The organism is Pseudomonas kurunegalensis (assembly GCF_030291635.1).
Taxonomy (GTDB): domain Bacteria; phylum Pseudomonadota; class Gammaproteobacteria; order Pseudomonadales; family Pseudomonadaceae; genus Aquipseudomonas; species Aquipseudomonas monteilii.
In genome coordinates, this window is sequence record NZ_CP127871.1 from 5,622,454 (window position 1) to 5,637,303 (window position 14,850).

General features: G+C 63.8%; 9 protein-coding genes and 1 pseudogene. 8 read left to right on the forward strand and 2 right to left on the reverse strand.

What is annotated here, in order from left to right:
* Positions 1-99: 99 nt before the first annotated feature.
* On the reverse strand, positions 100-1,578 hold the full coding sequence (gene putP, locus QQ992_RS25660) for a sodium/proline symporter PutP (protein WP_119371631.1): 1,479 nt from the start codon (positions 1,576-1,578) through the stop codon (positions 100-102).
* A gap of 358 nt (positions 1,579-1,936) precedes the next feature.
* On the opposite strand from putP, the gene putA reads away from it, so the two are divergent.
* On the forward strand, positions 1,937-5,890 hold the full coding sequence (gene putA, locus QQ992_RS25665; RefSeq protein WP_286111533.1) for a trifunctional transcriptional regulator/proline dehydrogenase/L-glutamate gamma-semialdehyde dehydrogenase: 3,954 nt from the start codon (positions 1,937-1,939) through the stop codon (positions 5,888-5,890).
* Between the two features lie 106 nt (positions 5,891-5,996).
* Here the strand turns inward: putA and QQ992_RS28200 are convergent.
* Positions 5,997-6,102 (reverse strand): annotated as a pseudogene (locus tag QQ992_RS28200) (DUF3077 domain-containing protein); the annotation flags it as partial.
* A gap of 159 nt (positions 6,103-6,261) precedes the next feature.
* On the opposite strand from QQ992_RS28200, the gene QQ992_RS25670 reads away from it, so the two are divergent.
* The 7 genes from QQ992_RS25670 (at position 6,262) to dbpA (ending at position 14,805) form a co-directional block, all read left to right on the forward strand.
* Positions 6,262-6,471 (forward strand): hypothetical protein, encoded by a 210-nt coding sequence (locus tag QQ992_RS25670; RefSeq protein WP_286111535.1) that lies wholly within the window; start codon positions 6,262-6,264, stop codon positions 6,469-6,471.
* The gene (locus QQ992_RS25675) at positions 6,472-7,074 is read left to right on the forward strand and encodes a hypothetical protein (protein WP_286111536.1); all 603 of its coding nucleotides are present in this window, start codon (positions 6,472-6,474) and stop codon (positions 7,072-7,074) included. It abuts the gene before it with no gap.
* A 129-nt stretch (positions 7,075-7,203) separates the two neighbouring features.
* On the forward strand, positions 7,204-9,006 hold the full coding sequence (locus QQ992_RS25680) for an acyl-CoA dehydrogenase (protein WP_286111537.1): 1,803 nt from the start codon (positions 7,204-7,206) through the stop codon (positions 9,004-9,006).
* Positions 9,007-9,038: 32 nt separating this feature from the next.
* Positions 9,039-10,481 carry a TldD/PmbA family protein gene (locus QQ992_RS25685; protein WP_286111538.1) on the forward strand — a complete coding sequence of 481 codons (1,443 nt, stop codon included), beginning with the start codon at positions 9,039-9,041 and terminating at the stop codon, positions 10,479-10,481.
* Positions 10,481-11,800, forward strand: coding sequence for a TldD/PmbA family protein (locus QQ992_RS25690; RefSeq protein ID WP_286111539.1), 1,320 nt, complete (start codon positions 10,481-10,483; stop codon positions 11,798-11,800). The genes QQ992_RS25685 and QQ992_RS25690 overlap by 1 nt, the downstream gene beginning before the upstream one ends.
* A gap of 127 nt (positions 11,801-11,927) precedes the next feature.
* A complete protein-coding gene (mdtD, locus tag QQ992_RS25695) occupies positions 11,928-13,355 on the forward strand; it encodes a multidrug transporter subunit MdtD (protein WP_286111540.1) in 1,428 nt (475 codons plus the stop codon).
* Positions 13,356-13,467: 112 nt separating this feature from the next.
* The gene (gene dbpA, locus QQ992_RS25700; protein ID WP_286114001.1) at positions 13,468-14,805 is read left to right on the forward strand and encodes an ATP-dependent RNA helicase DbpA; all 1,338 of its coding nucleotides are present in this window, start codon (positions 13,468-13,470) and stop codon (positions 14,803-14,805) included.
* Positions 14,806-14,850: the final 45 nt, after the last annotated feature.

A 14,850-nucleotide genomic window follows, 5' to 3' on the forward strand; every position in this document is an offset into this window, starting at 1 on the left:
CCTGCGGGGGTGGCAAGTTTACCTTGCCTTGCAGGCGGAGTCAGGCCTTGCTGCTGATCGGTGGCGCCCGCGAAGCAGGCGCCGCCGATTCAACGGGTATTACTTGTCAGCGTGATAAGCCGCATCAGCGGTTTCGAAACGCTTGACCATCGACTGCGACGGGCTGCCCAGCTTGCTCACCAGCACAATGGCGATGCTGGCGAACAGGAAGCCCGGGATGATTTCGTACAACCCGAGGGTGTCGAAGTTCTTCCACAGGATCACGGTCAGCGCACCCACCACGATACCGGCCAGCGCGCCGTTACGGGTCATGCCTTTCCACAGTACCGAAATCAGCACTACCGGGCCGAAGGCCGCACCGAAGCCAGCCCAGGCGTAAGCCACCAGGCCCAGCACGCGGTTTTCCGGGTTGGCGGCCATGGCGATGGCGATCAGCGCAACGGCCAGTACCATCAGGCGGCCGACCCACACCAGCTCACCCTGCGAAGCGTTCTTGCGCAGGAAGGCTTTGTAGAAGTCTTCGGTCAGGGCACTGGAGCACACCAGCAGCTGGCAGCTCAGGGTGCTCATTACTGCCGCCAGAATGGCCGACAGCAACACACCGGCGATCCATGGGTTGAACAGGATCTTGGCCAGCTCGATGAACACACGCTCGTGGTTTTCAGTCACCGGACCCGCCAGGTCAGGGTGCGCCGAGAAGTAGGCGATACCGAAGAAGCCCACGGCACAGGTACCGGCCAGGCACAGGATCATCCAGGTCATGGAGATACGGCGAGCGTTGGCAATCGACTTCACCGAGTCGGCAGCCATGAAGCGCGCCAGGATGTGCGGCTGGCCGAAGTAGCCCAGGCCCCAGCCCATCAACGAGATGATGCCGACGAAGGTCGCGCCCTTGAGCATGTCGAAGTTGGCCGGGTTCACCGCGTCGATGGCGGCGAAGGTGGTGTCGAAGCCACCGGTCGAGATCAGCACGATCACCGGGGTGAGGATGAGCGCGAAGATCATCAGCGACGCTTGCACGGTGTCGGTCCAGCTCACTGCCAGGAAGCCACCCACGAAGGTGTAGGCAATCGTGGCCGCAGCACCTGCCCACAGGGCAGTTTCATACGGCATGCCGAAGGTGCTTTCGAACAGGCGGGCACCGGCAACGATGCCGGAGGCGCAGTAGATGGTGAAGAACACCAGGATGACGATGGCCGAGATGATCCGCAGCAGGCCGCTGTTGTCTTCGAAGCGGCTGGAGAAGTAATCCGGCAGGGTCAGTGCATCACCGTTGTGCTCGGTCTGCACGCGCAGGCGGCCGGCGACGAACAGCCAGTTCAGGTAGGCACCGACGGTAAGGCCGATGGCGATCCAGGCTTCGGAAAGACCAGAGAAGTAGATGGCGCCCGGCAGGCCCATGAGCAGCCAGCCGCTCATGTCGGAAGCGCCAGCGGAAAGCGCGGTCACCACGCTGCCCAGGCTACGACCGCCGAGGATGTAGTCGGAAAGGTTGTTGGTGGAGCGATAGGCGGCGAAGCCGATCAGCACCATTGCCGCGATGTAGATCACGAAGGTGATCGTTAGTGGGTTGCCCATACGTGTGCCCTGGCGTTTGTTTTTATCTCATGCACAACCGCAGCCATGGCGGTTGCACCCAGGCGGCGAATGCTATGCAACAACGCAAAGCGGGTGCAACCCTTTTTCATTTGCAAGTTGCACCTGCCCGTGCATTTTCCGATAAAGCTGCTTTTTTGCTCCTTTTTGGCGCATCAAGCCGTTTTTTTCAGAATAAAAAGCACCGAAAACGTCCCTTTCCATCGTGTGGAAATGACTGTCAGACGAGTTGCACCTTTTACACAAAAAATTCGGGTTGCACCTGGTTGCACCCGAATTGTCCTACAGATACTCTTGACGCCAGCTTAGGCCACAACCGTGGCAATAACGAGGATAAGAAATGGCGACTACCACCCTTGGGGTCAAACTCGACGACCCGACCCGTGAGCGACTCAAAGCAGCTGCGCAGTCCATTGACCGCACGCCGCACTGGTTGATCAAGCAAGCGATCTTCAACTACCTGGAGAAGCTCGAGGGTGGTGCCACCCTGACCGAACTCAACGGTCATGTCAGCAACCTGGCGGACGACGCCGGCGAAGTCCAGGCTGACCACAGCCACCAGTGCTTCCTCGAATTCGCCGAGAGCATCCTGCCGCAGTCGGTGCTGCGCTCGGCAATCACTGCCGCCTACCGCCGCCCCGAGCAGGAAGTGGTGCCGATGCTGCTGGAGCAGGCGCGCCTGAGCGCCCCGCTGGCAGAGGCCACCAACAAGCTGGCCGCCGGCATCGCCGAAAAACTGCGCAACCAGAAGAGCGCTGGCGGCCGTGCCGGTATCGTTCAGGGGTTGCTGCAGGAGTTCTCGCTGTCGTCCCAGGAAGGCGTAGCGCTGATGTGCCTGGCCGAAGCCTTGCTGCGCATCCCCGACAAGGGCACCCGCGACGCACTCATCCGCGACAAGATCAGCACCGGCAACTGGCAGCCGCACCTGGGCAACAGCCCGTCGCTGTTCGTCAACGCCGCCACCTGGGGCCTGCTGCTGACCGGCAAGCTGGTCAGCACCCACAATGAATCCGGCCTGACCTCCTCGCTCACCCGCATTATTGGTAAAAGCGGCGAGCCGATGATCCGCAAGGGCGTCGACATGGCCATGCGCCTGATGGGCGAGCAGTTCGTCACCGGTGAAACCATTGCCGAAGCCCTGGCCAACGCCAGCCGCTTCGAGGCCAAGGGCTTCCGCTATTCCTACGACATGCTCGGCGAAGCGGCACTGACCGAGCACGACGCACAGAAGTACCTGGCGTCCTACGAGCAGGCCATCCACTCGATCGGCAAGGCCTCCCATGGCCGTGGCATCTATGAAGGCCCGGGCATCTCCATCAAGCTGTCGGCGCTGCACCCGCGCTACAGCCGCGCCCAGTACGAGCGCGTGATGGAAGAGCTGTACCCGCGCCTGCTGTCGCTGACCCAGCTGGCCAAGCAGTACGACATCGGCCTGAACATCGACGCCGAAGAGGCCGACCGCCTGGAGCTGTCGCTCGACCTGCTCGAGCGCCTGTGCTTCGAACCGTCGCTGGCCGGCTGGAACGGTATCGGCTTTGTTATCCAGGCCTACCAGAAACGCTGCCCGTACGTGATCGACTACGTCATCGACCTGGCCAAGCGCAGCCGCCACCGCCTGATGATCCGCCTGGTAAAAGGCGCCTACTGGGACAGCGAGATCAAGCGCGCCCAGGTCGAAGGCCTGGAAGGCTACCCGGTCTACACCCGCAAGGTGTACACCGACGTGTCCTACGTGGCCTGCGCCCGCAAGCTGCTGGCCGTGCCGGAAGCCATCTACCCGCAGTTCGCCACCCACAACGCCCACACCCTGTCGGCCATTTACCACATTGCCGGGCAGAACTATTACCCGGGCCAGTACGAGTTCCAGTGCCTGCACGGCATGGGCGAGCCACTGTACGAGCAAGTGGTCGGCAAGGTTGCCGACGGCAAGCTGAACCGCCCGTGCCGCGTGTATGCACCGGTCGGCACCCACGAAACACTGCTGGCCTACCTGGTACGCCGCCTGCTGGAAAACGGCGCCAACACCTCGTTCGTCAACCGCATCGCCGACCACTCGATCTCCATCCAGGAACTGGTTGCCGACCCGGTCGCCAGCATCGAGCGCATGGGCACCCAGGAAGGCAGCATCGGCCTGCCGCACCCGCGTATCCCGCTGCCGCGTGATCTGTATGGCAGCGAGCGCGCCAACTCGGCCGGTATCGACATGGCCAACGAACACCGCCTGGCGTCGCTGTCCTGCGCCATGCTGGCCACCGCTCACAACGACTGGAAAGCCGCCCCGCTGCTGGCCTGCGCGGCCAGCCAAGGTGCCGCCGCACCGGTGCTGAACCCGGCAGACCACCGCGACGTGGTGGGCCATGTACAGGAAGCTACCGTCGCCGATGTCGACAACGCCATCCAGTGCGCACTGAATGCTGCACCGATCTGGCAGGCCACCCCGCCCGCCGAGCGCGCCGCCATTCTGGAGCGCACCGCCGACCTGATGGAGGCCGAAATCCAGCCGCTGATGGGCCTGCTCATCCGCGAGGCGGGCAAAACCTTCGCCAACGCCATCGCCGAAGTGCGTGAAGCCGTGGACTTCCTGCGTTACTACGCGGTGCAGGCCCGCAACGACTTCAGCAACGACGCCCACCGCCCACTGGGCCCGGTGGTATGTATCAGCCCGTGGAACTTCCCGCTGGCGATCTTCAGTGGCCAGGTGGCCGCTGCCCTGGCCGCCGGTAACCCGGTGCTGGCCAAGCCAGCCGAGCAAACCCCACTGATCGCAGCCCAGGCCGTGCGCCTGCTGCTGGAAGCCGGCATCCCTGAAGGCGTGCTGCAACTGCTGCCAGGTCGCGGTGAAACCGTCGGTGCCGGCCTGGTGGGTGATGAGCGCGTCAAAGGCGTGATGTTCACCGGCTCCACCGAGGTGGCCCGCCTGCTGCAGCGCAACGTCGCCGGCCGCCTGGACAACCAGGGCCGCCCGATCCCGCTGATCGCCGAAACCGGTGGCCAGAACGCCATGATCGTCGACTCCTCGGCACTGACCGAACAGGTGGTGATCGACGTGGTGTCCTCGGCCTTCGACAGTGCCGGCCAGCGTTGCTCGGCCCTGCGCGTGCTGTGCCTGCAGGAAGACTCCGCCGACCGCGTAATCGAAATGCTCAAGGGCGCCATGGCCGAAAGCCGCCTGGGCTGCCCGGACCGCCTGGCCGTGGACATTGGCCCGGTGATCGACGCCGAAGCCAAGGCCGGCATCGAGAAGCACATCCAGGGCATGCGCGAGAAAGGCCGCTCGGTCTATCAAGTGGCAATCGCCGATGCCGCCGAAATCAAGCGCGGCACCTTCGTGATGCCAACCTTGATCGAACTGGAAAGCTTCGACGAACTGAAGCGCGAAATCTTCGGCCCGGTGCTGCACGTTGTGCGCTACAACCGTCGCAACCTGGACCAGCTGATCGAGCAGATCAACAACTCCGGCTACGGCCTGACCCTCGGCGTGCACACCCGCATCGACGAGACCATCGCCAAAGTCGTGGAAACCGCCAACGCCGGCAACATGTACGTCAACCGCAACATCGTCGGTGCGGTGGTGGGTGTGCAGCCATTCGGTGGTGAAGGCCTGTCTGGTACCGGCCCGAAAGCCGGCGGTCCGCTGTACCTGTACCGCCTGCTGTCGACCCGCCCGGCCGACGCGATTGGCCGCCACTTCCAGCACCAGGATGGCGAAGGCAAGCCGGACCGTACCCTGCACGATCAGCTGATCAAGCCGCTGCACGGCCTGAAGGCCTGGGCAGAAAGCAACCAGCTGGCCGACCTGGCCGCGCTGTGCAGCCAGTTCGCCAGCCAGTCGCAGAGCGGCATCGCCCGCCTGCTGCCAGGCCCGACCGGCGAGCGCAACAGCTACACCATCCTGCCGCGCGAGCACGTGCTGTGCCTGGCCGACAACGAGGCCGACCTGCTGGCCCAGTTCGCTGCCGTGCTGGCGGTGGGCAGCTCGGCGGTATGGGCTGACGGCGAACCCGGCAAAGCCCTGCGCCAGCGCCTGCCGCGTGAGCTGCAGGCCAAGGTGAAGCTGGTGACGGACTGGAACAAGGATGAAGTGGCGTTCGACGCCGTGATCCACCATGGCGACTCGGACCAGCTGCGTGGCGTTTGCCAGCAGGTGGCCAAGCGCGCCGGGGCAATCGTCGGTGTACACGGGCTGTCCAGCGGGGATCACCAGATTGCACTGGAGCGCTTGGTGATCGAGCGGGCGGTGAGTGTGAACACCGCTGCTGCGGGCGGTAATGCCAGCTTGATGACCATTGGCTGAAGCTGAGGGTTGTTGATAAAGGAGAGCTTCGGCTCTCCTTTTTTATGGGCGCTTGGTTTGAAATGTCTGACGCCTTTATACAACCTGAAAGCAAGCCTTCACGGCCTCATCCCAACTCAGCATCATCCATCAGCGCTTTGGCCATCGCGCTCAAGTTGTGCGCAGCCCATCAACTCCGAGGACAGCTCGCGGGCATTACGGCAAGGCATGCCACACGAGACCAAGGCCCTACCCAGAGCACCGCAATGGCTTGAAGGGGGCTGGGAGTATGTTTGGGAAATGGACTACAAGACAGGGTAGAAATCTGAGATTTTCAGGTTTTTTGAAGGCGTTACACTGGCAAACCCAACGATCGGTTCATGAGGTTTATCATGATTGCCAACCTGTACGACCCACTGGAGGTCGGAATGACTACAAAGGCCCCAAACAAGTCCAAGGCTGATAACCCGTATATAGAATCTGCCCAGCGCATTCGACAATTGGCTGAGGTCTTCGAAAGATACCCCGCTGAGGCGAAAGCATTCCGTGCTCAGCTAGGCATGTTCACCGCCAAAGGTACTCTCAAGGCCAAGTACCGATAAATGTATCAGCTGCTTCCGTCACTCGTTCTTGGATTTCATGGCTGTGATCGTAAGACCGGCGAAGCCATTTTGGCAGGTGAGCCAATTGCACCCAGCGTCAATGAATACGACTGGCTCGGTGAAGGCGCCTATCTCTGGGAAAATAGCCCTGAGCGCGCACTCAGCTATGCGCAGTTGATAAAGCGATACAAACGAGGCCAAGGATCTATCAACGACCCATTCGTTGTCGGCGCAGTCATTGACCTGGGACTTTGCCTCAATTTGACAGAGGAAGGCGCATTGCAGGAGCTTGGGGCGGCTTACTGCCTCCTGACCGGTAGCACCGAAAGCCTTCCTGAGAACAAGCCCGGCTTCTCAGGCGACCCTGACAACTTGAAACGCTTCCTGGATTGCGCTGTATTCAAGGCCCTCCACTCCGCGAGAAAACACGTCGGACTAAAACCATACGAGTCGATTCGCTCGCCGTTTCTTGAAGGCGCCCCGCTCTATCCAGGCACGTCATTCCGGCAGCAAACCCACACTCAGCTCTGCGTACGCAGCACCAACTGCATCAAGGGATATTTCCGCCCATTGAATGCCGACGGCACGCTGTTCCAACCCTGAGGGAGGCGCCCTGTGCAGTTCGCACGAAATGAAGGAGCCTGTGGCTGAACATCATCTGAATCAATCATGGTAGCCAGCCCTTTCAGGGCACTCCTAGACTCGGCTCACGCCCGCCCAAGGACCGCCACCATGCCCGAGACCCTGCTCAGCTCCCGCAACCTCGCCTTCGAACTCTACGAAGTCCTCGACGCCGAAGCCCTCACTCAGCGCCCGCGCTTCGCCGAGCACAACCGCGAAACCTTCGACGCCGCGCTGACCACTGCCCGCACCATCGCCGAAAAATTCTTCGCCCCGCACAACCGCAAGGCTGATGAAAACGAGCCGCGCTATGTGGACGGCCGGGCCGAACTGATCCCGGAGGTGAAACCCGCGGTCGATGCCTTCCTCGAAGCCGGCTTCCTCAACGCCAACCGCGATTTCGAAGCCGGCGGCATGCAGCTGCCCAGCCTGGTCTCACAAGCCTGCTTCGCCCACTTCCAGGCCGCCAACGCCGGCACCACGGCCTACCCGTTCCTGACCATGGGCGCGGCCAACCTGATCGAGAGTTTTGGCACCGACGAGCAAAAGCGCCTGTTCCTGCAGCCGATGATCGAGGGCCGCTATTTCGGCACCATGGCGCTGACCGAGCCCCATGCCGGCTCGTCGCTGGCCGACATCCGCACCCGGGCAGAACCTGCCGGCGACGGCAGCTACCGGCTCAAGGGCAACAAGATCTTCATCTCCGGCGGCGATCACGAACTGTCCGACAACATCGTGCACATGGTGCTGGCCAAACTGCCGGATGCGCCGCCCGGGGTGAAAGGCATCTCGCTGTTCATCGTGCCGAAATACCGGGTGAACCAGGACGGCAGCCGTGGCCCACGCAATGATGTGCTGCTGGCCGGGTTGTTCCACAAGATGGGCTGGCGCGGCACCACCTCTACCGCGCTGAACTTCGGTGACAACGGCGAGTGCGTCGGCTACCTGGTCGGCCAGCCGCACCAAGGCCTGGCCTGCATGTTCCAGATGATGAACGAGGCACGCATCGGCGTCGGCATGGGCGCGGTGATGCTCGGTTACGCCGGTTACCTGTACTCGCTGGAATACGCCCGCCAGCGCCCGCAGGGTCGGCTGCCAGACAACAAAGACCCGCACAGCCCGGCCGTGCCGATCATCGAACACACCGATGTGAAACGCATGCTGCTGGCGCAGAAGGCCTACGTCGAAGGCGCCTTCGACCTGGGCCTGTACGCCGCTCGCCTGTTCGACGACACCCAGACCGCCAGCGAAGAAAGCACTCGCAAGCAGGCTCAGGAGCTGCTCGACCTGCTGACCCCGATCGTCAAATCCTGGCCCTCGGCCTTCTGCCTCAAGGCCAACGAACTGGCCATCCAGATTCTCGGCGGCCACGGCTACACCCGCGAATACCCGGTAGAACAGTACTACCGCGACAACCGCCTGAACCCGATTCACGAAGGCACCGAAGGCATCCAGTCGCTCGATTTGCTCGGCCGCAAGCTGGCGCAGAACAATGGCGCCGGCCTCAAGCAACTGATCCGCCTGATCGCCGGTACGGCCGAGCGCGCCAGCCATCACCCGAACCTCGACCCGCTACGCCAGCCGCTGGAGCAATTGGTCAACCGACTGCAAAGCGTGACCCTTGCCCTGCTCGGCGACCTGGCTCAGGGCAAAGTTGCTGGCGCCTTGGCCAACTCGGCCCTGTACCTCAAGGCGTTCGGCCACTGCGTGATCGGCTGGCGTTGGCTGGAACAGGCCATTCACGCCGAGCTTGGCCTGCTCAAGGGTAACGCCAGCGACCGCGACTTTTACCTTGGCAAGCTGCAGGCCGCGCGTTATTTCCTGACCTGGGAAGTACCGGGCTGCCATAATGAGCTGGCATTGCTGGAGGCGCGCGACGACACTTGCCTCACCATGCAGGACGAGTGGTTCTAAGGGGGAGCCACCATGTACACGGAGGCTTCCACATGTTCGATACCAGCGCCCTGCTGCGCCAGCGCTTTGCCGCGCTGCGCAGCACGGCCGAGTTGTTTTCCCTGCGCCATGTAAAACAGTCGCATCAGGCGCTGTCGGTTCGGCGCAACGTTGCCGAACCGCCCTTCTTCAGCCAGGACGAAGGCGCCATGCTCACTGTGCGGGTGAATGGCGTGGAGGCTTACGCGGCCACCGCCGACCTGTCCCAGGCTGGCCTGCAACGCGCATTGGAGCAGGCCGAGGCCCTGGCCCGGCAGATCACCCCGCACAGCCTGCTCGACCTGCGCGACCAACCCGTGACCAACGCCCGTCACGACCATGTTTCACCCAACTTCGACCAGCCAGTGCCCTCCCTGGCCGACTGCCTTGGCTTGCTTGCCGCCGAGTCGGCCAGCGTGCCCAAGGACAGCCGCCTGGTGGACTGGCAGGCGAGCCTGGGCCTGACCCTGGTCGAGCAAACCTACCTGAACTCGGCCGGTGCCGAACTGCGCCACGCCCAGCGCTTCCTGTTCCCGGGCCTGGGTGTCACCGCCAGCGATGGCCAGGACAGCCAGAGCCGCAGCCTGGGCCGCGATAACTTCGGCCAGCAGGGCGGGTTCGAAATCATCGAGCGTTGCGGGCTGGTGGGCGCCGCCCGGCAGGTTGCCGACGAGGCACTGCAGTTGCTGCTGGCACCCAACACCCCCAGCGGCCCACGCGACCTGCTGCTGATGCCAGACCAGATGATGCTGCAGATTCACGAGTCCATCGGCCACCCGCTGGAAATGGACCGCATCCTCGGTGACGAGCGCAATTACGCTGGCACCAGCTTCGTCAAAGCCAGTGATTTCGGCCATCTGCAGTACGGCTCCAGCCTGCTGAACGTGACCTTCGACCCTACCATCGGCGAAGAGCTGGCCAGCTACAGCTTCGATGACGACGGTACCCCGGCCAACAAACAGTTCCTGATCCGCGACGGCCTGCTGTTGCGCCCGCTGGGTGGCGCACTGTCGCAGTTCCGCTCGGGCCTGGACGGCGTGGCCAACAGCCGCGCCTGCGGCTGGAACCGAGCGCCTATCGACCGCATGGCCAACCTGAACATCGAGCCGGGCGACCAGAGCCTGGAGCAACTGGTGAAGGGCATCGAACACGGCATCCTGATGCGCACCAACCGCTCCTGGTCCATCGACGATGCACGCAACAAGTTCCAGTTCGGCTGCGAATGGGGCCAGCTGATCGAAAACGGCGAGCTCAAGGGCATCGTCAAGAACCCCAACTACCGCGGCATCTCCGCACAGTTCTGGCGCAACCTGTCGGCAGTAGGCGATCGCAGCACCTTCCAGGTACTCGGCACGCCCAACTGCGGCAAGGGCGAGCCCAACCAGGTGGTGCGGGTCGGCCATGCCTCGCCCGCCTGCGTATTCCGCCAGATCGACGTATTCGGAGGAGATGCCTGATGAAGAATGCTTTCGAAACCCTGGTCGGGGATGTGCGCGCCGCCCTGCAAGCAGACGAGCAGTTCACCCTCGGCTACAGCGCCGAACAGTCGCAATTCGTGCGTTTCAACCACGCCAAGGTGCGCCAGGCCGGCACTGTCAGCCAGGCCAGCGCGCAACTGCGGTTGGTCCGTGATGGCCGCCAGGCGGAACAGCAGGTGACCTTGAGTGGCGACGCGCAACTGGATCGCCAGCGCCTTGGCGATGCGCTGGAGCAACTGCGCCAGACCTTGCCACTGTTGGCCGTTGACCCTTATCTGCGGCTAGACGAAAGTGCCTGGCAAAGCCACAGCCTGCAGGCGCAGCCCCTGCCCGAACTGGACGAAGTACTGGCCCTGCTCGACCGCGAAGCAGGCGAGCTGGACCTGGTCGGTATCTACGCTGCCGGCCCGATCTGCCGGGGCTTTGCCAGTTCGTTCGGCGCCTTTGGCTGGCACCAGGCCAACAGCTTCAACTTCGACTGGAGCCTGTTCCATGAAAACGGCCAGGCGGTGAAGGCCAACTATGCCGGCCAGGTGTGGAACATCGATGACTTCACCGCGCGCCTGCGTCAGGCGCGAGAACAGTTGGGCTTCCTCGGCCGCCCGGCGATCACCCTCAAGCCCGGCAGCTACCGCGCCTACCTGGCCCCGGCGGCCATGGACGAAATCGCCGGCATGCTGTGCTGGGGCGGTTTTTCCGCGCAGGCGCTGGCCACCGGCAACAGCGCCTTGCAGCGTTTGTACAACGGTGATGCCCGGCTGAGCCCGCTGGTGAGTTTCTCCGAGCAGGTTAGCGGGTCGCTGAGCCCGGCGTTTTCCGATGAGGGGGCTCCACGCCTGGATGTGCCATTGATCCAGCAAGGTGAGGCTCGGCAGCGATTGATCAGTGCGCGCAGTGCGGCCGAATTCGAGTTGCTGGCCAATGGTGCCGACAGCTACGAGTCGCCGTGCGCACTGAGCCTGGCACCGGGCAACTTGGCGAGCGAGCACATTCTTGAGCGCCTGGGCACCGGGCTGTACATCAGCAACCTGTGGTACCTGAACTACTCTGACCTGCCGGCAGCGCGCATGACCGGGCTGACCCGGTTCGCGACCTTCTGGGTGGAAAACGGGCAGATCCAGGGGCCCGTGAGCACCATGCGTTTCGATGACAGCCTGTACAGCTTGCTTGGCAGCCAGCTGGAAGACCTGACCCGCGAGCGCGAGATGATCTTGTCGACCAGCACCTATGGACAGCGCAGTACCGGGTCGAGTCATTTGCCGGGGGCACTGGTCAAAGGCCTGACCCTGACACTGTGATAGGCATTAGCGGCCTCTTTGCGGGCAAGCCCGCTCCCACAGGGTATTCACCACCCTCAGATGTGGTGCAGTACCTGTGGGGGCGGGCTTGCCCGCGAAGAGGCCGGCACTGACAAACGAGGAAGTCATGCCCGAACGCCCACCGCTAGACCCCGTCACCGCCCGCTGGATCCCCTGGGTGGTGGCCATCGCCTTCTTCATGCAGTCCTTGGACGGCACCATCCTCAACACCGCGCTGCCGGCCATGGCCCGCTCGCTGGCCGAAGACCCGCTGCGCATGCAAGGCGTGATCATTGCCTACATGCTCACCGTGGCCCTGCTGATCCCCGCCTCGGGCTGGATCGCCGACCGTTTCGGCACCAAACGCATCTTCTTCAGCGCCATCCTGCTGTTCAGTTTCGGCTCGCTGCTGTGCGCCGCCGCCAACAGCCTGGGCTTTTTGATCTTCGCCCGCGTCGTGCAGGGCCTGGGCGGTGCCTTGATGCTGCCGGTCGGGCGCCTGGTGGTGCTGCGCGCCTACCCGCGCAGCGAGCTGGTGCGAATCATGAGTTTCATCACCATCCCCGGCCTGCTCGGCCCTTTGCTGGGCCCGACGGTCGGTGGCTGGCTGGTGGAAATCCTCAGCTGGCACTGGATCTTCCTGCTCAATCTGCCGGTTGGCCTGATCGGCTGCATTGCCGTGTGGAAGTTCATCCCGGACCTGCGCGGCGCCGAGCGCACCACGTTCGACGGCCCCGGTTTCCTGCTGTTTGGCGCCGCGATGGTACTGATCACCATCGCCATGGAAGGCCTGGGCGAGCTGCACCTGCCGCACTTGCGGGTGATGTTGCTGCTGTTCGCCGGCATGGCGTGCCTGGCCGCCTACTGGCTGCGTGCCGGGCGCGACCCGGAGCCTTTGTTCTCGCCCAGCCTGTTCCGCGTGCGCACTTTCGCCATCGGCATCCTCGGCAACCTGTTCGCGCGCCTGGGCAGTGGCGCCCTGCCGTTCCTGGTGCCGTTGCTACTGCAGGTCGCGCTGGGCTACTCACCGGCCCAGGCCGGCATGAGCATGATCCCGCTGGCGGCAGCGGCCATGCTGGCCAAGTCCGTTGCCCGCCCGCTGATCGAGCGCTTCGGTTACCGCATCATCCTCACCGGCAACACCCTGCTGCTGGGCCTGCTGCTGGCCAGCCTGGGGCTGGTCGACGAGCAGACGCCCTACGCCGTACTGCTGATCCAGTTGGGCTTGCTGGGGGCGGTCAACTCGATGCAGTTCACCGCGATGAACACCGTGACCCTGATCGACCTGGACGACGCCAGCGCCAGCAGCGGCAACAGCCTGCTGTCGGTGGTCGCGCAACTGGCCCTGAGCCTGGGTGTGGCCTGTGCCGGTGCCTTGCTGGGCGGCTTTACCGCAGCGGGCAGCGCCGAAGGCGTGGAGTCCACCTTGGGCGCCTTCCAGCTGACCTTCGTCACCATCGGCGTGATGGCCATGCTGGCGGCAGCGATCTTCCTGCAACTGGCGCCGACGGACGGAAGGCGTGCCCGTCGTCCGGAAGAACACATGGAGTCGTAGGGCGAATGGCCATGAGGCTGGTAGACTGTGCGGCATTTTTCGCTTCGCACCGCAGGCCAGCCTCGTGACCACCGAATCCACCGCCTTTGCCACTCTGCCGTTGTCCGCCGCCATGCTGGCGAATCTGGACGCCCTCGGCTATGCCTCGATGACGCCGATCCAGGCCCAGAGCCTGCCGGTCATCCTCAAGGGGCAGGACCTGATCGCCCAGGCCAAGACCGGCAGCGGCAAGACCGCCGCCTTCGGCATCGGCCTGCTGAACCCGATCAACCCGCGCTACTTCGGCTGCCAGGCGCTGGTGTTGTGCCCTACCCGCGAGCTTGCCGACCAGGTGGCCAAGGAGCTGCGCCGCCTGGCCCGCGCCGAGGACAACATCAAGATCCTCACCCTGTGCGGCGGCGTTTCGCTGGGCCCGCAAATCGCCTCGCTGGAGCACGGTGCGCACATCATCGTCGGCACCCCGGGGCGTATCCAGCAACACCTGGACAAGGGCACCCTGGTACTCGATGGCCTGAACACGCTGGTACTGGACGAAGCCGACCGCATGCTCGACATGGGCTTCTTCGACGCCATCGCCAGCATCATCGGCAAGGCCCCGTCGCGCCGTCAGACCTTGCTGTTCTCGGCGACCTACCCGGCCGGCATCAAGCAACTGGCCGCCGACTTCATGCGCAACCCGCAGCAGGTGAAGGTCGAAAGCCTGCACACCGACAACCAGATCGAACAGCGCTTCATCGAGATCGACCCGCAGCAGCGCCTGGAGGCCGTCACCCGTGTGCTCGGCCACTACCGCCCGCAGTCCTGCGTGGCGTTCTGCTTCACCAAGCAGCAGTGCGAGGACGTGGTTGCCCACCTGACCGCCAAGGGTATCGTCGCCCAGGCGCTGCATGGCGACCTGGAGCAGCGCGACCGCGACCAGGTGCTGACCATGTTCGCCAACCGCAGCAGCTCGGTGCTGGTGGCTACCGACGTGGCCGCGCGCGGTCTGGACATCGATGGCCTGGACATGGTCATCAACGTGGAGCTGGCGCGTGATGCCGAAATCCACGTACACCGTGTGGGCCGTACTGGCCGTGCGGGTGAAAAAGGTGTTGCAGTCAGCCTGGTGGCACCGGCCGAAGGCCACCGTGCCCAGGCCATCGAGGAGCTGCAGAAGAGCCCGCTGCGCTGGGACCAGCTGGACAGCCTGAAGAGCAAAGGCGGCGAGCCGCTGCTGCCGGTGATGAGCACCCTGTGCATTGCAGCCGGGCGCAAGGACAAGCTGCGCCCGGGCGATATTCTCGGGGCACTGACCGGTGATGCCGGCATCCCGGGCAAGCAGGTGGGCAAGATTGCCATCTTCGACTTCCAGGCGTTCGTTGCCGTGGAGCGGGCGCTGGCCAAGCAGGCCATGCAGCGGCTGAACAGCGGCAAGATCAAGGGCCGCGCCCTGAAAGTCCGCATCGTCTGACCTATTTTGGGGCCGCTTTGCGGCCCCGGCTATTCATGAGGTAAC

Bases quoted from the DNA above. Each gene is read 5' to 3' on its own strand.
- dbpA (WP_286114001.1), top strand. From the start codon at position 13,468: ATGCTGGCGAATCTGGACGCCCTCGGCTATGCCTCGATGACGCCGATC.
- QQ992_RS25675 (WP_286111536.1), top strand. From the start codon at position 6,472: ATGTATCAGCTGCTTCCGTCACTCGTTCTTGGATTTCATGGCTGTGAT.
- QQ992_RS25680 (WP_286111537.1), top strand. From the start codon at position 7,204: ATGCCCGAGACCCTGCTCAGCTCCCGCAACCTCGCCTTCGAACTCTAC.
- QQ992_RS25670 (WP_286111535.1), top strand. From the start codon at position 6,262: ATGATTGCCAACCTGTACGACCCACTGGAGGTCGGAATGACTACAAAG.
- putA (WP_286111533.1), top strand. From the start codon at position 1,937: ATGGCGACTACCACCCTTGGGGTCAAACTCGACGACCCGACCCGTGAG.
- QQ992_RS25685 (WP_286111538.1), top strand. From the start codon at position 9,039: ATGTTCGATACCAGCGCCCTGCTGCGCCAGCGCTTTGCCGCGCTGCGC.
- mdtD (WP_286111540.1), top strand. From the start codon at position 11,928: ATGCCCGAACGCCCACCGCTAGACCCCGTCACCGCCCGCTGGATCCCC.
- putP (WP_119371631.1), bottom strand. From the start codon at position 1,578: ATGGGCAACCCACTAACGATCACCTTCGTGATCTACATCGCGGCAATG.
- QQ992_RS25690 (WP_286111539.1), top strand. From the start codon at position 10,481: ATGAAGAATGCTTTCGAAACCCTGGTCGGGGATGTGCGCGCCGCCCTG.